The following is a 20,841-nucleotide window of genomic DNA, read 5'->3' as shown; positions in this document are numbered from 1 at the left end:
GACGATGCCCTTATCCGATGTTCGACAGTTTCAGCAGATGACGCAGGTCGTTCAGCAAGTCCTTACCCTTTACCGTCGGGTCATAGCGCAGCACCAGATTGCCGTGAGGGTCGATGATCCACAGCTGCGGCACCGCCTTGTCACCCGTCGTCTTGCTGAAGGTCGTCAGGTCCATGGGATAGCGCTGCAGTTGCGGGTATTCGCGGGTCAGTTTGGCTTCGTAATCGGCAGTCAGCGGTTGCGCGGCGGCCAGTGCATGGCTGGCGCGTGACGCCTCGGGGCCGAGGCCGATCTGGATTTGCCGCGCCAGATACACCAGTTGCTGGCAATCCACCGAACACTCCTTGGGCGCCGTGACCAGCATCTGCCAGCGGTCCTCTTGCGCCTGAACCCCAAGGTCGGCGCGGGTCTGGCCATTGCCGATCAGTTCACCGTGATAACTGCGGCCCTCCGGCACCCAGAACTGCAATTTGTACATGCCGGTAGCGAGGACCATCGGGCCGATCACTCCCAGTAAGATTAGCAGCAACTGCAAGCGACCTTTGCGCCGACTCGCCGGCGTTTTCGCCTCAGACATTCTGGGTGGATTCATGGCCGCTCCCATGGTGTTTCTCCTTTGCGTTGTGCCAGCCGAGGTAGATAAAAAGGCCGAACAGGGCGATCGCCATGGCGAACCACTGCACGGCATAAGCGATGTGTTTTTCCGGACCCATGGCGACGACCGGCCAATCGGCCTGATAGGACGCGGGGCCGGCTTCTTCACGTAATTCGTAGGCAAAACCTTCGCGATCGAGCGCCTTCCAGACCTTCGCCGGCTCAACCGCTGTCACTAACTGAGGCCAGGTCGTGGTGCTCGGATCGGCATGCAACTGAAAGGTCGCGCCGGGGGAGACGTAGACCCAGGCGTCGAGACTCAATGCCTGGGTGGGTGTGGTGAATTGTGGCGGGGTGCGGCGATCCGGCCATGGCAGCCAGCCGCGATTGACCAGCAGCCAGAGCCCGGTCGCCTGATCATGGAAGGGTTGCAGCAGCTCGACGCCGACCTTGCCGTCGCGCTGACGGTTGTCCAGTAGCAGACTGTGTTCGGCATCGAACTGACCGTGCAGGCGAACGCGGCGGAAGGCCGGATCTACGGTGTGTTGCAGCTCGGTGCTGGCCATCGGCTCGGCGGCACGGCGTTCGGTGTAGCTTTGCAGCAGGGCGCTTTTCTCCGCGCCCCGGCTCAATTGCCAGAACCCGAGCGACACTAGCAGCGGCAGCAGGATTGCGACCACCAGCGTTGGCACGATGCCCGGCCGGAAGCGCTTCATGGCGTCGCCAGAAAGTCGGTCATCGCGATAGCTATACTCAAGTGCATCGCCTTACCCCCGGAGTCCCACCATGCTCAAAGCAGCCATCGTCCTGATGCTGATTGCCACGGTTGTCAGCCTGTTCAGCGGCCTGTTTTTTCTGGTCAAGGACGACAGCAGCTCGAACCGCCTCGTCATTGCCTTGAGTGTTCGTGTTGCGCTGGCCGCCACCACCGTCGGCTTGATCGCCTGGGGTTTCTACAGCGGCCAGTTGGTCTCGACTGCGCCTTGGTAGCTGTAGGAGCGAGCTTGCTCGCGAAGGTGTCTCAGTCGAAATCAACGTATCTGACACGTCTTCGCGAGCAAGCTCGCTCCTACAGCACGTAGACGAAAACGAACAAACCGATCCACACCACATCCACGAAGTGCCAGTACCAACTCGCCGCCTCAAAGCCGAATTGGTGATCGGCATCAAAGTGCCCGCGCATGATCCGCATCAGCATCACGAACAGGATGATGGTGCCGATCGTCACGTGAGCCCCGTGGAAACCGGTGAGCATGAAGAAGGTCGCGCCGTAGATGCCCGAGCCCAACGTCAGGCCCAGTTCGTGATAGGCGTGCATGTACTCTTCGGCCTGGAAGCTGAGAAACCCACAGCCGAGCAACACGGTGATCGCCAGCCAGATTTTCAGCGCGCCGCGATGGCCCTTTTTCAAGGCGTGGTGAGCGATGGTCACGGTGACGCTGGAACTCACCAGCAATACGGTGTTGAGCAGCGGCAGGCCCCAAGGGCTGATCACTTCTTTGGGCGGTGGAAAGAGTGTCGGGTCCGGGGTGTGCAGCAATGGCCAGGCAAACTGGAAGTTCGGCCAAAGCATGTGGGCAATGCCTTTCGGGCCTTCCCCACCCAGTGCCGGGCCGGAAATATGCCGTACATAAAACAGCGCACCGAAGAACGCGATGAAGAACATCACTTCCGAGAAAATGAACCAGCTCATGCCCCAGCGAAAGGAGCGATCCATCTGGGCGCTGTACAGTCCGGCGCGACCTTCCTTGACCACCGTACCGAACCAGCCGAACAGCATGTACGCCAGTAACAGGCCACCGACGAAAAAGATCAGCGGACCGTGGGATTCCGGACGCGCCGCCTTCAGGTCGTTGAACCAGGTGGCCAGACCGAACACGGTGGTGAGCATGCCGAGCGTGGCGATGATCGGCCATTTGCTCTGGGCCGGTACGTAATAGTGTTCATGAGTTGCCATTTATTGTTCTCCTTATCGGGCACGCTTAACGCCTAGCCACCGGTGCTTGCAGCAACAGTCACGGGCGGATGACGTGCGGTGATATCGAACAGCGTGTAGGACAGCGTCAGGTGCTTCACATCCTTGGGCATGTCACGGTCAACGATGAAACGTACCGGCATCTCGATCCGTTGACCGGGCTGCAGCACTTGTTGGGTAAAGCAGAAACATTCGGTTTTATGGAAGTACGCCGCCGCTTCACTGGGCGCGATGCTCGGCACTGCCTGGGCGCTCATAGCGTGATCGGTCGGGTTGTAGGCGACGAAAATCATCTCGTTCACTGCCCCCGGATGCGCCGTCAGCTCATTGCCCTTGGGATAGAACTCCCAGACCATGTCGGCGTTATTCATCGACAGAAACTGCACGCGCACTTGCCGCGACTTATCGACCACTTGCTCGCCTTCATATTGCCCGGCGGTTTTGCCGTTGATGCCGAACGCCTTGCACATCACGTCGTAGATCGGCACCAGGGCAAACCCGAAGATAAACATCGCCACCACCACCAGTAACAGGCGCGTGACCAGCTTCTTCAGAGAAATCGAATCAGCCATGGCTCCGACCCTCTTTGCATAACCCTGTAGGAGCGAGCTTGCTCGCGAAAAACCTGAGGACGCCGCGGAGTGTCAGGCTTCCAGCGTTATCGTTGACGACCATCGCGAGCAAGCTCGCTCCTGCAAGGGCAAAAGCGTTCATTTCACTTCCGGCGGGGTGGTGAAAGTGTGATACGGCGCCGGTGATGGAATGCTCCACTCCAGGCCTTCGGCCCCGTCCCACGGTTTGGCCGGCGCTGGCGGGCCGCCGCGGATGGTCTTGATCACGATGAACAGGAAGAACAACTGCGTGGTGCCGAACATGAACGCGCCGATCGACGAGACCATGTTGAAGTCGGCGAATTGCAGGTTGTAGTCCGGAATCCGTCGCGGCATGCCCGCCAGCCCCACGAAGTGCATCGGGAAGAACGCCATGTTCATGCCGATGAATGAGAGCCAGAAGTGCAGCTTGCCGAGGGTTTCGTCGTACATGTGGCCGGTCCATTTCGGCATCCAGTAGTAGGCCGAGGCGAAGATCCCGAAGATCGCCCCCGGCACCAGCACGTAATGGAAGTGCGCGACCACAAAGTAGGTGTCCTGGTACTGGAAGTCCGCCGGGGCGATGGCCAGCATCAATCCGGAGAAACCACCGATGGAGAACAGGATCACGAAGGCTACCGCAAACAGCATCGGCGTCTCGAAGGTCAGCGAGCCTTGCCACATGGTGCTGGCCCAGTTGAACACCTTCACCCCGGTGGGCACGGCGATCAACAGCGTGGCGTACATGAAGAACAACTCGCCCACCAACGGAATGCCGACCACGAACATGTGGTGCGCCCAGACGATGAACGACAGGAACGCGATACTCGCCGTCGCATAAACCATCGAGGTGTAGCCGAACAGCGGTTTGCGCGAGAAGGTCGGGATGATCGAACTGACAGCGCCAAAGGCCGGCAGGATCATGATGTACACTTCGGGGTGACCGAAGAACCAGAACACATGTTGGAACAACACCGGGTCACCTCCACCGGCGGCACTGAAGAAACTGGTGCCGAAGTGGATGTCCATCAGCATCATCGTCACGCACCCGGCCAGCACCGGCATCACCGCGATCAACAGGAACGCAGTGATCAGCCAGGTCCAGACGAACAACGGCATTTTCATCAGCGTCATGCCAGGGGCGCGCAGATTGAGGATGGTGGCGATTACGTTGATCGCGCCCATGATCGAACTGATGCCCATCAAGTGAATCGCGAAGATGAAGAAGGTCACGCTTTCCGGTGCGTAGGTCGTCGACAGCGGGGCGTAGAAGGTCCAGCCGAAATTCGGCCCGCCGCCGGGAGTGAACAGGGTCGAGACCAGCAGAATGAACGCCGCCGGCAGGAGCCAGAAGCTGAAGTTGTTCATCCGTGGCAGGGCCATGTCCGGCGCGCCGATCATCAACGGGATCATCCAGTTGGCTAGGCCGACGAAGGCCGGCATCACCGCACCGAAGACCATGACCAAACCGTGCATGGTGGTCATCTGGTTGAAGAATGCCGGTTCGACGATTTGCAGCCCCGGCTGGAACAGCTCGGCGCGAATAACCATTGCGAACGAGCCGCCCAACAGGAACATGGTGAACGCAAACCACAGGTACAGCGTGCCGATGTCCTTGTGGTTGGTGGTCAGCACCCACCGCATCAGGCCTTTGGCGGGGCCATGGGCGTGGTCGGTGGCGGTATGAACATGTTCATCGATTACAGCAGTCATGTCCTGTCTCCTGCAAACAGATGGGCTGGGCAGGCCGGGGCGCGCAGCCCCGACCGGTTCCTTACGTGGGCAATAGACCGGGTCATTTGCTTTCCGCCTGTTTCAGCTCCAGCACTTCTTTAGGAGTGACCATGTCGCCTTTGTTGTTGCCCCAGGCGTTACGTTCGTAGGTCACGACCGCCGCGATATCGACTTCCGAAAGCTGCTTGCCGAACGCCGCCATGGCGGTGCCGGGTTTGCCGAAGTAAACGCGGTGCAGGTGGTCGGCTTTGGGGCCGGTAGCAATCGGCGAGCCTTTGAGCGCCGGGAACATTGGCGGCAGGCCCTGGCCTTCGGCCTGGTGACAGGCCACGCAGGTGGTGTGATAGACCTTGTCGCCGCGCTCTTTGAGCTCGTCGAGGGTCCACTCCTTGCTGGTCAGCTCTTTGAGCTGCGTGGCTTCAGCCTTGCGTTCGCCCAGCCATTTTTCGTAATCGGCCTTTTCCTTGACCTCGACCACGATCGGCATGAAGCCATGGTCCTTGCCGCACAACTCGGCGCACTGGCCACGGTAGATGCCGGGCTTTTCAATGCGGGTCCAGGCTTCGTTGACGAACCCCGGGATCGCATCGCGCTTGACCGCGAAGGCCGGTACCCACCAGGAGTGGATGACGTCGGCGGACGTCACCAGAAACCGCACCTTGGCGCCAATCGGCAGCACCAGTGGCTTGTCGACCTCGAGCAAGTAGTGCTCGCCCTTGGTTTCCTTGTTGTGGATCTGGTCGGCGGGGGTGGTCAGGTTGCTGAAGAACTCGACGTCCTGGCCCAGGTATTTGTAATGCCACTTCCACTGATAGCCGGTGATCTGGATATCAATATCCGGCTCACTGGCGTCGTACATCCTGATCAGGGTGGCGGTAGCCGGAATCGCCATGGCCACCAGGATCACGAAGGGCACGATGGTCCAGAGGATTTCGACGGTGGTGCTTTCATGAAATTTTGCGGCCACCTGCCCGGTAGAGCGGCGGTGGACCATCATCGACCAGAACATGGCGCCGAAGACGATGATGCCGATCACTACACAGATCCAGAAAATGGTCATGTGCAGGTCAAATACTGCGTGACTGATTTCAGTCGCTCCAGGCGCCATATTCACAGTCCAGGCCGCTTGCGCCTGACTGAAAATTGACCACAACAGGAGGCCCATCCAGACGTGTGGATGTCGCATCATTGCGGGTTCCCCTTATCGTTCTTGTTATCCCGCCGGCTTTCACCTGCGGCAAGGGAGCGGCTTTTTCAGACTACGAACTTGAATCGCCGAGCCTTGCTGCATATGCAGTCGGGCGTCATCAGCTAACTCCATTCCAACCCGAGTATAGACAGCGACCGCGACCTCGCAATGTGACGGCGTAAATGATCTGAAACAGCTGGGACTTGCGTTCAAGGTCACGAATGGAGAAGGATGCAGACGAGTGGTGGCAAATCGATATAACTTTGGTGTCTCAAGGATGAAATAATTATGACAAATGCGTCTTAGCCTTTTTCGTATGCCAGCTAAGTTATGTCTTCCCTATTTCATTGCCTTTGTTTCCTGGAGTTTTCATGAACACCGCCGCATTGCGCGAGCAGATCCAAAAAGCCCAACAACACGAGGCCGAGACCGGCCTGCTCACTCGTCAACTGGAAACCCAACTGCCGCACCTTCACTCCGCCATCCAATTGCCGGATGTCGACGCCAACGGCGTGATGACGCGTTTTGTGGCCGCGTATATAGAGCAAGTGCCAGACCTGCTGGATGCAGCCAATGAAGTCGCCAGGGAAGCGGGCATCGAATCACAGATCAAACCGGTGCTGAAAATCGCCGAGCAGTTCTTTCTCCAGCCCCCGGCCATCATGAACGGTCATGTCGGCCTGGACAGTCTGCTGGACGAAGCCTATCTGGCGCACCGTCTGGTCGAAGAGGTCAACGACCTGTACATCAAGCATTTCGGCCAGCCACTGATCCCCTTGGACATGACTGTCGCCAACCTGATTGCTCACCAATTGATCGGTGAGGAGTTCGCCAACCAACTGGATGAAGCGGTGCATCACGCCGTCGACGAAATGCTCGACGAAGACAGTTTCGCGCTGGAGTCGGTGGAAGCCTACCGCGAGAAACTCAACAGTCCGGACACTGGCGCCGCCTGGAAACGCTGGCCGTGCCTGTCGCGTCAGTTGGGCGTGGGCCTGGAGCTCGATCAGCCGGCGGCTTGATCTAACGCCAACACAATCCCTTGTAGGAGCGAGCTTGCTCGCGATGGTGTGTCAGCTACGTCGTATCGACTGACACTCCATCGCGAGCAAGCTCGCTCCTACAGTGATCTACCCGGTGGAACCGATGCCGGCCGTGGTCCGCAATCGCCCCTCCAGCCTGCGCTTCAACCCCCGTGCCTCAATCAATAGCGTCGAGCCCTTCGCTGCATTCGCCCGACCCCATTCCTCAAGTAATTCCAGACACGAGTGATCGATGTAGCTCAGGTTATTGAGCGGCACATGCACTGTCGTACCGGCGGGGATGGTCCCCAGCACCTGTGTCAGCGCCGGCACCTTGAGAAAAGTCGCGGCCCCCATCAGTCGCAACTCCATTTCTCCTTCCTTGGGCAGGTCAATCAGGCTGATCTTCAGCCGCGACGCTTTCCAGGCAAGCTTGACGAGTGTCAGACCAAAGCCAATCAGCACGCCGGTCAGCAAGTCAGTGAAGATGATGGCCAGCGCCGTCGCCGCGTAAGTGAACATCGGCATCCGGCCATAACGGCTCAGACCGCGAAAGGTCTTGAGGTCGACCAGTTTGAAACCGGTGTAAACCAAAACCCCCGCCAGACTCGCCACCGGAATGCGTTGCAGCACACTGGACAGCAGCAGGACGAAAGCCAGCAACCACAGGCCATGGAACACCGCCGACAGTCGCGTGGTGGCGCCGGCCTGAACATTGGCCGAACTGCGCACGATCACCCCGGTCATCGGTAGCGCGCCGAGCAGACCGCAGAGCATGTTGCCTACACCTTGAGCTGATAATTCCCGGTCGAAATCCGAACGTTGACCGCTGTGCATGCGATCGACCGCCGCGGCGGAGAGCAGGGTTTCGGCGCTGGCGATGAAGGCTACGGCGAAGGCCGCGATCAGCAGTGTCGGGTCTGCGAGGTTGAGCAAGTCCGCAGGTTTCAGCCAGTCGATGGCTTCGGCGAGATTCGCCGGCACTTCAACGCGCTTGACCTGCAGCGCCAGCGCCAGACTGGCGACAGTTGCCATGCCTACACCCAGTAACGCACCGGGAATGAAGCGCAGGGAATGCGGACGGAATTTTTCCCACAGCCACATCACGGCAATGGTCGACAGCCCGAGCAACCCCGCTTGCCAGCCGAGAGAAGGCAACGCCTGAGCCACGGCGGCCGGAAAGGCTGACAGGTTATCCAGTCCCGACGGCTTGGGCACGCCATCGAGCATTACATGCACCTGGGACAAGACGATCAGCACGCCAATTCCGGCGAGCATTCCGTACACCACCGCAGGCGCCGTCACCCGGAACCAGCAGCCCAGCTTCAATCTCCCGGCCACCAGTTGCAGAAAGCCCGCGAGCAGCAGAATTGGCCCGAGCATGGCGATGCCATGCTGGCGCACCAGTTCGAACACCAGAACCGCCAAACCCGCTGCCGGGCCGCTGACTTGCAGCGGCGAGCCGGCAATCCAGCCCACCACCAATCCCCCGATGATGCCGGTGATCAGACCTTTGGCGGGCGGCAGCCCCGAGGCGATGGCGATACCCATGCACAAGGGCAGGGCGACCAGAAACACGACCACGGAAGCGAGCAGCTCCCGTGGCAGAACAGCTTTGAGTTGCGCAGCACGCATGTGGGTTCTCCCGAGGTTTTCTTCAGGCGTGGCGAAGCCAGGCTGCTTGATCAGCAGCCTCGGCTTTACCACATTAGGAGGCGTTAGAAGCGTGCTTTGGGCGTCGCCACCGGAATCGGATGGCTGCCATCCAGCGGCAGGAAACAACCCTTGTCCGCGTCGTAAGCTTTGATTTCGCTGGTTTCGATGCTGTAGACCCAGCCATGGATAAACAGCTGACCGTTGGCCATACGCGAAGCCACCGAAGGGTGCGTGCGTAAATGCTGGAGTTGAGCGATCACATTCTCTTCAGTGAGGATCTGCATGCTCTCGGCTTCATTCGCACAATGGCAGTTTTCCTGGACCATGGTTTTCGCCACTTCTGCATGCCGCAGCCAGGCTTTGACCGTCGGCATCTTTTCCAGACTTTCAGGGTTGAGCACCGCACGCATGGCGCCGCAATCGGAATGCCCGCAGATGATGATGTGCTGCACACCGAGGGCCAGCACCGCGTATTCGATAGCAGTGGAAACACCGCCGTTCATTTGCCCATAAGGTGGCACAACGTTTCCGACGTTACGGGTCACGAACAGGTCGCCGGGAGCGCTTTGAGTGATCAGTTCAGGAACGATCCGCGAATCGGCGCAGGCGATGAACATCGCTCTGGGGCTCTGAGCCGTGGCGAGTTTTTTGAAGAGCGCTTCCTGCTGAGGGAAGACTTCGTGATGAAAATGCAAAAAGCCGTCAACGATATGCTGCAGCGCTGCATCGGCGGTTTCCGCCTCGGGTTGGGCTGAAGCCGATACAGCAAGCGGCTGTTTATCCTTGTCACTCATGAATTCATCCTCATTGGCGGAGTCAGGGAAGTTTCCCGTGTTGTCCGGTGTGAAGCCAGTGGCTGTTAAAAAACATCCAGGCCGAAAAGCTTGACCCATCAGTCACTCGATGAACAAGGTAGCCGGCGAAACTTAACTCAAACTGAATGAAACGCTCTAGAACGTGTGTTTCAGGTCACAAAAAACGTGACCGCGTAATGCCAAAGTGCTTTTCCTCCACTCAACCATAGGCCAATTGTCCTCAAATCAACGACATCTGGCGACCCGGCGGACAAAAGGCTTCGCAATCCAGATTAAAACCTTCCCGATAATTGAGTCCCAGACGTTTGATCGTTTTGGCAAAGCGTTGCGCCAGCAGATCGGCAAACGGCCCTTCGCCGCGCATCCGCGCACCAAACCGACTGTCATAGAGCTCACCGCCACGGCTTTGGCGGATCAGGCTCAATACATGAGCCGCACGCTGAGGATAGTGGGCGGCCAGCCACTCCTCGAAGAGCGGTGCCACTTCGAGGGGTAGGCGCAGCATCATGTAAGCGGCACTCTGTGCGCCGGCCGCATGGGCCTCGGCGAGCAGGCTTTCAAGCTCGCTGTCGTTGATCATCGGAATCATTGGCGAACACAGCACGCCCACAGGGATTCCCGCCTCACGCATGACCCGAATCGCCCGCAGCCGAGCCTTGGGCGCAGCGGCGCGTGGCTCGAGGATGCGTTTGAGTTCATCGTCCAGGGTAGTGAGGCTGATCATCACCGCCACCAGCCTTTGCCGGGCGAGTTCGGCCAGCAGGTCCAGATCACGCAAAATCAGCGAACCCTTGGTGATGATGGTCACGGGGTGACGGTAACGCAGCAGCACTTCCAGGGTTCTGCGGGTGATCTTGTGTTCGCGCTCGATGGGTTGATAGGGGTCGGTGTTGGAGCCCAGATTGATTGGCGCGCATTGATAACCGCGCTTGGACAACTGTTCCTCCAGCACATCCGCGGCGTTGGTCTTGGCAATCAGTTTGGTTTCGAAGTCCAGCCCGGGTGACAGGTCCCAGTAAGCGTGGCTGGGGCGTGCGTAACAATAAATGCAGCCGTGCTCGCAGCCGCGATAGGGGTTGATCGAGCGATCAAAGGGCAAGTCCGGCGAGTTGTTACGGGTGATGATGGTTTTCGCCGTCTCGATGCGCACCTCGGTGCCTTGGGTCAGGGGCGCTTCCTGATACCAGCCGTCATCCTCGACCACTGAATGGTTCGGCGCGAAACGGTTGTGCGGGTTGGTTGCGGTGCCGCGGCCGCGCGGGGGCAAGGGAGTGCTCATGGATCAATACTCTATGCTGTATGCGCATACAGTATAGAGGGTCTGAGGAACCGGCCAGTGCCGTTCGGCGCTCTGGCAGCACTGAATCCCTTTTATTGCCTTCGGTTGATTAATAAGCGCAACTTATCGCAATTCTGGGAAACATATAACGAATAGCCTGAAGATGAAGTTTTTCAGTACTATCCGCTGCACACGAAGTCCTCGTGAACTATTTATTAAAGGGAATTAATCAATGTCGTTTTTTAATCAGCGCGGTATTTTTTTACAGTTGTTGGCTCCAAGTATTATCAATCCACGGGAAGCGCAAGTTTCAATGCAACTTTCCCGAAAAGAACTAGGTTGGGATGCCGAAAATGAAGCGCAGACCGAGACCCTGGTGGATTCCGTCTATGTCACTGCGATCTCGGCTGATGGCGGTCAGTCCTTCAACATCAAAGAAGTCAGAAGCGATGTGGACGGTGACGGCGATATCGACAGTGATGACAAGGCAAAACTGTTGGCGCTGGCAAAAGCGTATTCCAGTATCCTCAATCCATAACTATTTGATGACGAAACCTGTGTGGAGACTCATGCAGGTTTAGTTGTAAGTCGAGCGTTAAAATAAGCAATATATCTAATAGGCTGAAAAGTTTCGGCTGTACGACAAGCGCGGATTTAATGGGCTAATTCACGATTCTTTGACAGACGGCTCACAGGCCTTTGACCGTTCACCGCGCAAGCTGGGCGTTATCTTCCAGTCTCTTCCTGAACGGTCGTCCTAGCATGTCCCTACCTCGCTTGATCCCTGCGATGTGTCTGTCGCTGGCCGCACTTTTCAACGTGACGCTGGCCCTCGCTGACGACGCCTCGGTGCCTCGTCCTGCGGAATGGGCGCAGTCGATCGAGGTGCAATACAACCTCTTTCAAATGTCCCCGACGCTCTACCGCAGCGCATTGCCCGATAAGGGCGCGGTGCCGTTGCTGGAAAAACTCAAGGTCGCAACCGTGATCAGTTTCCTGCCCGAGTCGGATTCCAGCTGGTTGTCCACGCCAGGCATCACACAGGTGCAATTGCCCTATCGCACCAATCACGTGGATGACGCGGATGTACTCAAGGCCCTCCGCGCCATTCAGACCGCCGAAGCCAAAGGCCCGGTGCTGATGCACTGCAAACATGGTTCGGACCGTACTGGTTTGATGGCGGCGATGTACCGGGTAGTGGTGCAAGGCTGGAGCAAGGAAGATGCCCTGAACGAAATGACCCAGGGCGGTTTTGGCGATAGCACCCACTTCAAGGATGGCGTTCGTTACATGATGCAGGCCAATGTCGACAAACTCCGCACCGCGTTGGCCAACGGCGATTGCAGCACCAGTCCGTTCGCCAGCTGCTCGATGAAGAGCTGGTTCAAGTCAGCCGACGTCGAATAAACAGCACCCTTCCACGGCATTGCACAGTGGAAGGGTGCTGCCTGTATTCAAGGCTGCTCGTCAGTCTTTTTCTTCAGCTTCGGGTTCGGGAAAAACTGCACTGCCTGAACCTTGGCGTCCGGTGCCTTCAGCGCCGAAGTATTGACCCGCGTACCCAATTCCTTGGGCACGGACAGACCTTGTTCATTCAACGTGTCGGAATAACCGCAGGCCACGCACTCGCGATGCGGGACTTCGTCTTCGTTCCACATCATCAACTTGTCCGGCTCGCTACAGGCCGGGCAGACCGCCCCGGCGATAAAGCGTTTTTTGGTAATCACAGGTCCCTCACTCATGCTGCCGCGTCCTCACTCAGGCCGCTGTGGCGCAAGAGTGCGTCAATCGATGGCGCACGGCCACGGAAGTCGACGAACAGCACCATCGGTTCCTGAGAACCTCCACGCGCCAGAATCGCTTCACGGAACGCGCGCCCCGTCTCTGCGTTCAGCACGCCGTCTTCTTCGAATTTCGAAAAAGCGTCGGCCGATAGCACTTCAGCCCATTTGTAGCTGTAGTAACCCGCCGCGTAACCGCCGGCAAAGATGTGCGCGAAGCTGTTCGGGAAGCGGTTGTAGGCCGGTGGACGCATGACCGAAACCTCATCACGCACACCTTCGAGCACTTGCAGCACGCTGCGACCGTCGCCGTGGGTGGCGTGCAGTTCGAAGTCGAACAGCGAGAATTCGAGCTGACGCACCATCATCAGGCCGGACTGGAAGTTTTTCGCCGCGAGCATTTTGCCCAGCAAGTCCTGTGGCAACGGCTCACCGGTTTCATAGTGGCCGGAGATCAGCGCCAGGCCTTCCGGTTCCCAGCACCAGTTTTCCATAAACTGGCTTGGCAGCTCGACCGCATCCCAGGCCACGCCGTTGATGCCGGATACGCCGGCATGTTCGACGCGGGTCAGCAAGTGATGCAGGCCATGACCGAATTCGTGGAACAGGGTGGTGACTTCATCGTGGGTCAGTAGCGCAGGCTTGCCACTGTCGGCCGGAGTGAAGTTGCACACCAGATTGGCCACAGGGTTTTGCAATACGCCTTCAGCCGTACGACGACGGTCGCGGGCGCCATCCATCCAGGCACCACCGCGCTTGTTGGCGCGGGCGTAGAGGTCGAAGAAGAAGCGGCCGACGTGCTGGCCGTTTTCCTTGATTTCGAACAGGCGAACATCCGGGTGCCAGGTGTCGAAGCCTTTCTGCTCGGCGATCTCGATGCCGTACAGGCGCTGGACGATGGCGAACAGGCCGCTCAGCACTTTGTCGATCGGGAAGTAAGCACGCAGTGCTTCTTGAGCAACGCTGTAACGTTGTTCGCGAAGTTTTTCGCCGTAGAAACCGCTGTCCCAGCTTTGCAGGTCCGGGCAGCCCTGTTCGGCGGCGTAGGCTTTGAGCTGTTCCAGGTCCTGCGCGGCAAACGGCTTGCTGCGCTTGGCCAGATCGCGCAGGAAACTCAGCACCTGGTCGCTGGATTCAGCCATTTTGGTGGCCAGACTCAGCTCCGAGAAGCTGCCGAAACCGAGCAGCTTCGCCAGTTCCTGTCGCAGGTCGAGGATTTCCTCCATCACCGGGCCGTTATCGTTCTGGCCTGCATTCGGGCCTTGGTCCGACGCACGGGTGCAATAGGCCGCGTAGACTTCTTCGCGCAAGGCGCGATCGTGGGCGTAGGTCATCACCGCGTAGTAGCTCGGGAATTCCAGGGTGATCAGGAAGCCATCCAGACCTTTGGCTTGAGCCGCGGCGGCCATTTGCGCCTTGGCCGAATCGGTCAGGCCGACGAGGGCGGATTCGTCGGTAACGTGTTTGGTCCAGGCTTGCGTCGCGTCGAGCAGCTGGTTGTTGAAGCGGCTGCCCAGCTCGGACAGTTTGCTCTGCACTTCGGCGTAACGTTTTTGCTCAGCCGCAGGCAGGTCGATACCCGACAAGCGGAAGTCACGCAACGAGTGTTCAAGGACAGTGCTTTGCGCCACGTCAAAACCGGCGGCTTGCGGACTGTTGGCCAAGGCTTCGAACGCCTCGAACAGCTCGCGGTTCTGGCCCAGTTCGGTGGAGTAGGCGCTTAACGCTGGCAGGCAGGATTCGTAGGCTTCGCGCAATTCGGCGCTGTTGCAGACTGCATTCAGGTGGCTGACCGGGCTCCAGGCCGCGCCCAGGCGATCGTTGAGCTCATCCATCGCCAGCACCAGACCGGCCCAGGTCGGCTGTTTGCCCTGGGTTTTGAGGATCTCGACAATCGCCGCGCGGTTGTCAGCCAGGATCTGTTCAATGGCGGGTTGCACATGCTCGGCACGGATCGCCGAGAACGGCGGCAGGTCGTAGGACTGCAAAAGAGGGTTGTTCACGCTCACGGTTGGCACCTTGGCTGGAAGAAACATTGCCCCATCTTAATTACAATCGACGTCAACCGCAGCTATCAGCAACAGAGAGAGAGCCTATCGTGACCCTTCGCAAGTATCAGAACCATACGCCGCTGCTGGGTAAAGGCGCTTTTGTCGACAGTTCGGCCGTGGTGATCGGCGACGTCGAAATTGGCGACGACAGCTCGGTTTGGCCGCTGACGGTGATCCGCGGCGACATGCACCGCATCCGCATCGGCGCGCGCACCAGCGTTCAGGATGGTTGTGTGCTGCACATCACCCACGCCGGGCCATTCAATCCTGATGGCTTTCCGTTGCTGATCGGCGATGACGTGACCATCGCGCATAAGGTCATGCTTCACGGCTGCAGCGTGGGCAGCCGGGTGCTGATCGGCATGGGCAGCATCGTAATGGACGGCGCCGTCGTCGAAGACGATGTGATTATCGGCGCCGGCAGCCTGGTGTCACCGGGCAAGCGTCTGGAAAGCGGTTTCCTGTATGTGGGCAGCCCGGTGAAACAGATCCGCCCGCTGACTGACAAGGAAAAAGCCTTTTTCACCTACAGCGCGGCGAACTACGTGAAGCTCAAGAACTCGCATCTGGACCAAGGCTACGACCAGATCTGAGCCCTTTTCTCTGAAGCCTCTCGCTATTGCCCAGGAATGTTCATGCATTACCAAACCGTTTTGTTCGACCTCGATGGCACGCTGACCGACCCGCGCGAAGGCATCACCCGTTCGATCCAGTTTGCTCTGAGCAAACTGGGCATCGATGAGCCTGACCTGACCAAACTCGAACACTTCATCGGCCCGCCGTTGTTGCAGGCATTCATGCAGTTTTACGATTTCGACGAGCCCAAGGCATGGGAAGCGGTGAATTTCTATCGCGAACGCTTCAAGGTCACCGGCCTGTACGAGAATCGCGTGTTCGATGGCGTCACACCGTTGCTGGAAACCCTGAGCGGGCAAGGACGGCAGCTGTACATCGCGACCTCCAAACCGTGGGTTTTCGCCCGGGAAATCGCCCGGCACTTCGACTTCGCCAAACATTTCAACGTCATATACGGCAGTGAACTGGATGGCACGCGGACTAACAAGGTCGAGCTGATTGCCCACCTGATGAAGGAAGAAGGCCTGGACCCGGCTAACACGTTGATGATCGGCGACCGTAAACACGACCTGATTGGCGCGCGCAGCAACGGGCTGGATGCTGCGGCGGTGGGTTACGGATTTGGCAGCCGTGAAGAGTTGAGCGCCGAAGCGCCGGCGTATCATTTCGAAACGCTGGATGAGATGCATCGGGCGTTTTTGCAGCGCTAATTGAATCGCCATCGCGAGCAAGCTCGCTCCCACAGTGGACCTGTGTTCACAAACCCACTGTGGGAGCGGGCTTGCCCGCGAAGAGGCCTTCTTAGCCACCGGAGTTTTATGATCCTGCCAAAGCCTTCAATGCCGCCTTGCGCTCAACTACCGGCAACGCGCCAAGCCTCTCCGCCGCCGCATAGAACTTCACCCAATCCCCCCCTGACTGCCTGAACAACGCGGCAAACGCCGGCACCCATTGGTCGTACAACCCAAACGGCAGTAACCGTGCGTTATTCATCGGTGCGTTGATCCAGGCGTCGTACCGTTTGTCCCCGGCCCATTGGCTGTCACGCATCCGCCGATATTCATCGCGCAATCGTTCGAACTCAGCCGCTTTGCGCTGGCGCATTTGATCTGCAGGCAGCGCAAGGGCGTAAAGCGCTTCAAGCCGGGTGCGGGTGTCGAGAATCAACTGGGTGAACTGGTCCCGTTGCTGCACCTGTGCCTCGTTGGCCGGCGACAGGCCACGGAATGCACGCCATTGCCGAGTGCCTTCCTGTTCCACAAACGTGGCGAAAGACTCGTTGAACTCGGTGTCGTCCTTCACATACAGGCGCTGGTGCGCCAGTTCGTGGAAGATCAACGTCGCCAATCGCTCATCTCCCCAACCGATCATCGAACTCATGATCGGATCGTTGAACCAGCCGAGTGTCGAATAAGCCTCGACGCCGCCAATCGATACGTCCATACCGTTCAATCGTTGAAGGGCGGCCTCACCCCGGGCCGCGCTCTGGCTGTAGTAACCGCGATAGGCCACGCATCCTGCGATGGGAAAGCAATGGTTTTGCGGTGTCAGGGAAAATTCCGGGGTGGCGAAGACGTTCCAGACTACGAACGGACGGCCAATGTCGGCGTACAAACGGTAGCTCTGGTTATCCGGCAGGTGCAGTTGCTGGCTGGCGAATGCCCGGGCCTTTTGCGATTGGGCCAAATGCGCTCGTAGCTTTTCATCGCGAGAGGGGTCGGCAATGACGGTGGAAACCGGCTCCCGCGCCCGCAACAATTGCAGCTGACCACTGGCCAATTGGCTGTAATAGCTGACGCTGGTGCAACCGTTGAGCAACAAAAACAACACGCCCGGAAACAAAACGCGGAAAACGCGATCAAGTAACCCAAGGCTTGGAAGCGGCCTGATCAAAATGAATCATCCCTGGAAAGTCTGCCCGCAAGACTATCCCGCCTGACTGGAGCTCCGCTATGCGCATGTTGATGCTGACAGGAAGCCTGCTGACGTTGGCAGGCTGTGCAGTTTTCGGATTACCCCATCCTGATCCGGCTCAAGCGTGGATCGACCTTGATTCACAGCAGGAAGACACAGCCCTGCAAGCAGTGAAAGTCGATAACATAGCCACCACGGACAAACGCTATTTTGAAGTGCCGCCCGGCAGCCATGAGCTGACGGTCCGCTATCAATTCCCGGTCCAGGCAACCAATATCGGCCCTGGCGCCGAACCACTTAGGCGCGATTGCCACTTGAATGTGAAATTCAAGGACTTCAACGCCGGTGAGCGGTATCAGCTGGAAGCGGGGAATATCGGCTTTCGCCCGTGGGCAAAGCTCTATGATCGGCAGCGAAAAGTGATTGGCCATGGCACACCGGCAGGCTGCCAACGCACCTGATCGGCGTTATGCTGAATGACCAAACCTTGGGACATTCATCATGCGCAGGTTGATGCTGTTACTCGCTGCAAGTGTTGTGGCCGGCTGCCAGAGCCCGTTACCGGCGGTTAATCCGCAGATGGCCTGGATAGATTTCTCGACGCCATTCCCCAACGATAGATTGCTGATGGCAGAACGACTGGACAAGCAGCGGTTGAGTGACGGGCGTTTTTTCCAGGTGACGCCCGGCAGCCATGAGCTGATCGTTCGATTCGACTTTGACGTGCCCGGTGGTGGTGGCTTGAATATGATGAGCGGCCCCTCGGAACGGCTGTGCTACCTGACCATCAACTACGATCATTTCGAAGCCGGGCAGCGTTATGTGCTGGTTGGCCAGTCGATAGCGTTTACTCCCGGCGCCCGGTTGTACAACGCCAAGCGGGAGATCGTCGCCGAAGATCGGGAGTCCTATTGCCTCATGTGAGGCACATCAGCGGTTGTTCTTTTGGTAGATGATCTTCTTGGTGCCGTTATCGCACGAGCCGACGACCATGTTCTGATCGTGCACTTCGTCATTAGTGACGATCTCCAGGGTGTAGGACGAGACGTTATTGGCCTGGATCTTGGTTTCGATTTCGGCCTTGAGTTCTTCACAGGATTTCGGTGCTGCCAGGGCCGATGTGGCCAATGTGCAACAGATAACCGCCAAGGCAAAACGTTTCATGGTTGAAGCTCCCTTGAGGCAGCGCGCATCGTAATGCGTTTTTGCTGCTGTCATTTATTCGACCACAGTTTTATTGGGCAAGTTTGTTCCGGCCCAAAAAAAGATCGCAGCCTTCGGCAGTTCCTACAGGTTCACTCAATCCCTGTAGGAGCTGCCGAAGGCTGCGATCTTTTCGTATCAGCGCGAGTCTAGCTGACGAGTGTCGCCTCCAGACTGATCTTCGCCTTCAGCACTTTGGAAACAGGGCAGCCCTCTTTTGCCTTGTTGCTCAGCTCCTCGAATTGCGCCTGGGTCGCCCCCGGGATTTTCGCTTTGAGGGTCAATTTCACCGCAGTGATCGCAAACCCGCCGTCAACCTGGTCCAGGGTGACTTCCGCCTGGGTGTCGATGCTGTCAGCCTTAAGCCCGGCATCGCCGAGAATCATCGAAAATGCCATGGAGAAGCAGCCCGCGTGGGCCGCGCCGATCAGCTCTTCCGGATTGGTGCCCTTGCCGCCCTCGAAACGTGCCTTGAAGCCGTAGGGCGCTTCTCTGAGTACGCCCGTCTCCGTGGAAATCGAGCCGATGCCGGTTTTCAGATCACCTTCCCAGTGAGCCGATGCTTTCTTGGTAATAGCCATGCATGCCTCCTCAAGATCCGGCGCGAAGCGTCGCGCCTTTGTGGTTTTCGGTTGCTAAGGGTTCTGAGGATAGACGGTGGTGCAAAGTTCATCTGATCTCATTAATCCTACCGTTTACGTAGGATTTTTTTCCTTGGCTATTGAAACTCGGGTATATGCCCTCATTGCATGAACACGCTTATAGATTCGGCAGGTTTTCGTTCGCAAGAAAAAACCTGCGCCCTCAATTGGAGAAGCAGGTTTATGAAACGGCTGTCCGACATCAAGTTTTCGACCCTCGATCTGGTGCCTGTGCGCGAGAATGGCAGCGCGGCCCAGTCGCTGCGTAACTCACTGGACCTGGCGCAGCATGTCGAAAAATTTGGCTACAATCGCTTCTGGGTTGCCGAACATCACAACATGGACGGCATCGCCAGTTCCGCGACCTCGGTGCTGCTGGGCTACCTGGCCGGTGGCACTTCGACCATTCGGGTTGGCTCGGGAGGAGTGATGTTGCCTAACCATGCGCCGCTGGTCATCGCGGAGCAGTTCGGTACCCTCGAAAGTCTTTATCCGGGCCGTATCGACCTGGGCCTCGGGCGTGCCCCTGGCTCCGATCAAATGACCGCACGCGCCCTGCGCCGTGAACGCTCCGGCAGTGCCGATGATTTTCCGGACGATGTGGCCGAACTGGTGCGCTACCTTGGCCCTCGCACACCGGACCAGCGCATCATTGCAATGCCGGGCACGGGCACCAATGTCCCGGTCTGGCTGCTGGGCTCCAGTCTGTTCAGTGCACAACTGGCCGGTGAGCGCGGTTTGCCCTATGCCTTCGCTTCACATTTCGCACCACGCTTTATGCATGAGGCGATACGCGTCTATCGCAATCACTTCAAGCCCTCAGCGGAATTAGACAAGCCCTATGTCATGCTCGGCGTGCCGTTGGTGGCAGCCGATACCAACGAACAGGCCGAGTATCTGGCGACTTCGGTCTACCAGCGGATTCTCGCGTTGATGCGCGGCCAAAGTCTGGTGCAACGGCCTCCGGTGAAAACCATGGACGGCCTGTGGCTGCCTCATGAGAAAGAAGCAGTGGGTGATTTCCTGGGGCTGGCGATGGTCGGCAGCCCGCAGAAAATCCGCGCCAAACTGGAGGTGCTGATTGAGCAAACCCAGGCCGATGAGCTTATTTTCACCTGCGACCTGTACGAACATGCTGATCGAGTGCACTCCTATGAACTGCTGGCGCAGGTCATGAAAGGCTGAAGCTCAAACCGCGCCCATAAAAAGCCGACGCCTTTACGTCGGCTTTTTCATTTACATCAGCATCAGCCTACTTCTTGTAAACGATGATCTTGGCGCCGTTTTCACATTTACCGACGATTTTCCCGCCAGCTGCCGCGCCCCTGTCGACTATTTCCAGTGAATAACCGGAAATGCCCTTGGCATCCAGCTTCGCAGCAATTTCTGCTTTCAATTCTTCGCAAGGCTTGCCGGCAGCAAAGGCTGTACCCGCAAGGCTTAACAAACCTACCGCCAAAATAAACTTCTTCATCGGTCGCATTCCCTGGTCGGGTCAAATGGGAAACATCCAGCCGTCAGCCGGGTGCGCTCATGTAGCGCATTGCCATTTCTATGGCACTCGGCCAGCGCGCAAGTTCAGAAGACTAGCCCAAACTCAGCTGCTGGCAATCCGGAACCCTACTTTGAGGGTCACCTGAAAATGGGCGGCCTTGCCGTCCCTGATGTGACCGCGGGTTTCGGTCACCTCAAACCATTCCAGGTGCTTGATGCTTTTGCTGGCTTCGGCCAGAGCATTGTTGATGGCATCTTCAATGCTGGTGGTGGACGAGCCGACCAGCTCGACTTTTTTGTAGGTGTGATGGTCAGTCATGGCGTTCT

Annotated in this window: 25 protein-coding genes; 9 read left to right on the top strand and 16 right to left on the bottom strand. The window is 58.1% G+C overall.

From position 1 onward, the window contains the following. Positions 1-10 precede the first annotated feature (10 nt). Together JFU37_RS12130 and JFU37_RS12125 are read right to left on the bottom strand one after the other, a co-directional pair. Positions 11-604, bottom strand: a complete 594-nt coding sequence (locus tag JFU37_RS12130; RefSeq protein WP_201115520.1) for a hypothetical protein — start codon at positions 602-604, stop codon at positions 11-13. After that, a complete protein-coding gene (locus JFU37_RS12125) occupies positions 570-1,310 on the bottom strand; it encodes an SURF1 family protein (RefSeq protein WP_201115519.1) in 741 nt (246 codons plus the stop codon). Before JFU37_RS12125 ends, JFU37_RS12130 begins: the two co-directional genes overlap by 35 nt. A gap of 70 nt (positions 1,311-1,380) precedes the next feature. On the opposite strand from JFU37_RS12125, the gene JFU37_RS12120 reads away from it, so the two are divergent. Continuing rightward, positions 1,381-1,584 carry a twin transmembrane helix small protein gene (locus JFU37_RS12120; protein WP_027926133.1) on the top strand — a complete coding sequence of 68 codons (204 nt, stop codon included), beginning with the start codon at positions 1,381-1,383 and terminating at the stop codon, positions 1,582-1,584. Between the two features lie 79 nt (positions 1,585-1,663). On the opposite strand, the gene JFU37_RS12115 is transcribed toward JFU37_RS12120, so the two are convergent. The 4 genes from JFU37_RS12115 to coxB form a co-directional block, all read right to left on the bottom strand. Beyond that, complete coding sequence (locus JFU37_RS12115; protein WP_201115518.1) at positions 1,664-2,551, bottom strand: cytochrome c oxidase subunit 3; 888 nt, start codon at positions 2,549-2,551, stop codon at positions 1,664-1,666. Positions 2,552-2,583: 32 nt separating this feature from the next. Then, on the bottom strand, positions 2,584-3,141 hold the full coding sequence (locus tag JFU37_RS12110) for a cytochrome c oxidase assembly protein (RefSeq protein WP_201115517.1): 558 nt from the start codon (positions 3,139-3,141) through the stop codon (positions 2,584-2,586). A gap of 138 nt (positions 3,142-3,279) precedes the next feature. Continuing rightward, entirely contained in the window at positions 3,280-4,872 is a 1,593-nt protein-coding gene (ctaD, locus tag JFU37_RS12105; protein ID WP_201115516.1) for a cytochrome c oxidase subunit I, read from the bottom strand. Positions 4,873-4,954: 82 nt separating this feature from the next. Continuing rightward, positions 4,955-6,082, bottom strand: a complete 1,128-nt coding sequence (gene coxB, locus JFU37_RS12100) for a cytochrome c oxidase subunit II (protein WP_201115515.1) — start codon at positions 6,080-6,082, stop codon at positions 4,955-4,957. A 371-nt stretch (positions 6,083-6,453) separates the two neighbouring features. Between coxB and JFU37_RS12095 the strand changes: the two genes are divergently transcribed. Continuing rightward, positions 6,454-7,104: a hypothetical protein gene (locus JFU37_RS12095; protein WP_201115514.1), complete on the top strand. Its 651-nt coding sequence runs from the start codon at positions 6,454-6,456 to the stop codon at positions 7,102-7,104. 108 nt (positions 7,105-7,212) lie between these two features. On the opposite strand, the gene JFU37_RS12090 is transcribed toward JFU37_RS12095, so the two are convergent. From JFU37_RS12090 to JFU37_RS12080, 3 genes are all read right to left on the bottom strand, one after another. After that, a complete protein-coding gene (locus JFU37_RS12090) occupies positions 7,213-8,739 on the bottom strand; it encodes a SulP family inorganic anion transporter (protein WP_201115513.1) in 1,527 nt (508 codons plus the stop codon). 83 nt (positions 8,740-8,822) lie between these two features. Beyond that, the gene (locus tag JFU37_RS12085) at positions 8,823-9,554 is read right to left on the bottom strand and encodes a carbonic anhydrase (RefSeq protein WP_201115512.1); all 732 of its coding nucleotides are present in this window, start codon (positions 9,552-9,554) and stop codon (positions 8,823-8,825) included. Between the two features lie 241 nt (positions 9,555-9,795). Beyond that, positions 9,796-10,854 (bottom strand): PA0069 family radical SAM protein, encoded by a 1,059-nt coding sequence (locus JFU37_RS12080; RefSeq protein ID WP_201115511.1) that lies wholly within the window; start codon positions 10,852-10,854, stop codon positions 9,796-9,798. A 232-nt stretch (positions 10,855-11,086) separates the two neighbouring features. Here JFU37_RS12080 and JFU37_RS12075 point away from each other — a divergent pair, with 232 nt between their 5' ends. Together JFU37_RS12075 and JFU37_RS12070 are read left to right on the top strand one after the other, a co-directional pair. Next, on the top strand, positions 11,087-11,392 hold the full coding sequence (locus tag JFU37_RS12075; protein WP_201115510.1) for a hypothetical protein: 306 nt from the start codon (positions 11,087-11,089) through the stop codon (positions 11,390-11,392). 224 nt (positions 11,393-11,616) lie between these two features. Continuing rightward, positions 11,617-12,261, top strand: a complete 645-nt coding sequence (locus JFU37_RS12070; RefSeq protein WP_201115509.1) for a phosphatase domain-containing protein — start codon at positions 11,617-11,619, stop codon at positions 12,259-12,261. Between the two features lie 47 nt (positions 12,262-12,308). Here JFU37_RS12070 and JFU37_RS12065 read toward each other — a convergent pair whose 3' ends face one another. Both JFU37_RS12065 and prlC read right to left on the bottom strand, forming a co-directional pair. Next, positions 12,309-12,596 carry a YheV family putative zinc ribbon protein gene (locus tag JFU37_RS12065; protein WP_201115508.1) on the bottom strand — a complete coding sequence of 96 codons (288 nt, stop codon included), beginning with the start codon at positions 12,594-12,596 and terminating at the stop codon, positions 12,309-12,311. Then, positions 12,593-14,671 (bottom strand): oligopeptidase A, encoded by a 2,079-nt coding sequence (gene prlC / locus JFU37_RS12060; RefSeq protein ID WP_201115507.1) that lies wholly within the window; start codon positions 14,669-14,671, stop codon positions 12,593-12,595. The genes JFU37_RS12065 and prlC overlap by 4 nt, the downstream gene beginning before the upstream one ends. A 62-nt stretch (positions 14,672-14,733) precedes the next feature. Between prlC and JFU37_RS12055 the strand changes: the two genes are divergently transcribed. Continuing rightward, positions 14,734-15,279: a gamma carbonic anhydrase family protein gene (locus tag JFU37_RS12055; RefSeq protein WP_201115506.1), complete on the top strand. Its 546-nt coding sequence runs from the start codon at positions 14,734-14,736 to the stop codon at positions 15,277-15,279. 42 nt (positions 15,280-15,321) lie between these two features. Next, positions 15,322-15,972 (top strand): HAD family hydrolase, encoded by a 651-nt coding sequence (locus JFU37_RS12050; protein ID WP_201115505.1) that lies wholly within the window; start codon positions 15,322-15,324, stop codon positions 15,970-15,972. A gap of 106 nt (positions 15,973-16,078) precedes the next feature. Here the strand turns inward: JFU37_RS12050 and JFU37_RS12045 are convergent, their stop codons facing one another. Further along, a complete protein-coding gene (locus JFU37_RS12045; RefSeq protein WP_201115504.1) occupies positions 16,079-17,155 on the bottom strand; it encodes an aminopeptidase in 1,077 nt (358 codons plus the stop codon). 59 nt (positions 17,156-17,214) lie between these two features. On the opposite strand from JFU37_RS12045, the gene JFU37_RS12040 reads away from it, so the two are divergent. Together JFU37_RS12040 and JFU37_RS12035 are read left to right on the top strand one after the other, a co-directional pair. Continuing rightward, a complete protein-coding gene (locus JFU37_RS12040; RefSeq protein ID WP_201115503.1) occupies positions 17,215-17,637 on the top strand; it encodes a PA0061/PA0062 family lipoprotein in 423 nt (140 codons plus the stop codon). Positions 17,638-17,677: 40 nt separating this feature from the next. Continuing rightward, a complete protein-coding gene (locus JFU37_RS12035) occupies positions 17,678-18,100 on the top strand; it encodes a PA0061/PA0062 family lipoprotein (protein WP_201115502.1) in 423 nt (140 codons plus the stop codon). Between the two features lie 6 nt (positions 18,101-18,106). On the opposite strand, the gene JFU37_RS12030 is transcribed toward JFU37_RS12035, so the two are convergent. Both JFU37_RS12030 and JFU37_RS12025 read right to left on the bottom strand, forming a co-directional pair. Then, complete coding sequence (locus JFU37_RS12030) at positions 18,107-18,340, bottom strand: DUF1161 domain-containing protein (RefSeq protein WP_201115501.1); 234 nt, start codon at positions 18,338-18,340, stop codon at positions 18,107-18,109. A 188-nt stretch (positions 18,341-18,528) separates the two neighbouring features. Continuing rightward, positions 18,529-18,960 carry an OsmC family protein gene (locus JFU37_RS12025; RefSeq protein ID WP_201115500.1) on the bottom strand — a complete coding sequence of 144 codons (432 nt, stop codon included), beginning with the start codon at positions 18,958-18,960 and terminating at the stop codon, positions 18,529-18,531. Between the two features lie 243 nt (positions 18,961-19,203). On the opposite strand from JFU37_RS12025, the gene JFU37_RS12020 reads away from it, so the two are divergent. Beyond that, a complete protein-coding gene (locus JFU37_RS12020; RefSeq protein WP_201115499.1) occupies positions 19,204-20,205 on the top strand; it encodes an LLM class flavin-dependent oxidoreductase in 1,002 nt (333 codons plus the stop codon). Between the two features lie 67 nt (positions 20,206-20,272). On the opposite strand, the gene JFU37_RS12015 is transcribed toward JFU37_RS12020, so the two are convergent. Both JFU37_RS12015 and JFU37_RS12010 read right to left on the bottom strand, forming a co-directional pair. Further along, positions 20,273-20,494 (bottom strand): DUF1161 domain-containing protein, encoded by a 222-nt coding sequence (locus JFU37_RS12015; protein WP_201115498.1) that lies wholly within the window; start codon positions 20,492-20,494, stop codon positions 20,273-20,275. Between the two features lie 123 nt (positions 20,495-20,617). Then, positions 20,618-20,833 carry a dodecin gene (locus tag JFU37_RS12010; protein ID WP_201115497.1) on the bottom strand — a complete coding sequence of 72 codons (216 nt, stop codon included), beginning with the start codon at positions 20,831-20,833 and terminating at the stop codon, positions 20,618-20,620. Positions 20,834-20,841: the final 8 nt, after the last annotated feature.

The organism is Pseudomonas sp. TH41 (assembly GCF_016650695.1).
Taxonomy (GTDB): Bacteria; Pseudomonadota; Gammaproteobacteria; order Pseudomonadales; family Pseudomonadaceae; genus Aquipseudomonas.
The sequence above is the reverse complement of the archived record's forward strand: the minus strand, read 5'-3'. Positions and strand labels throughout refer to the sequence as shown.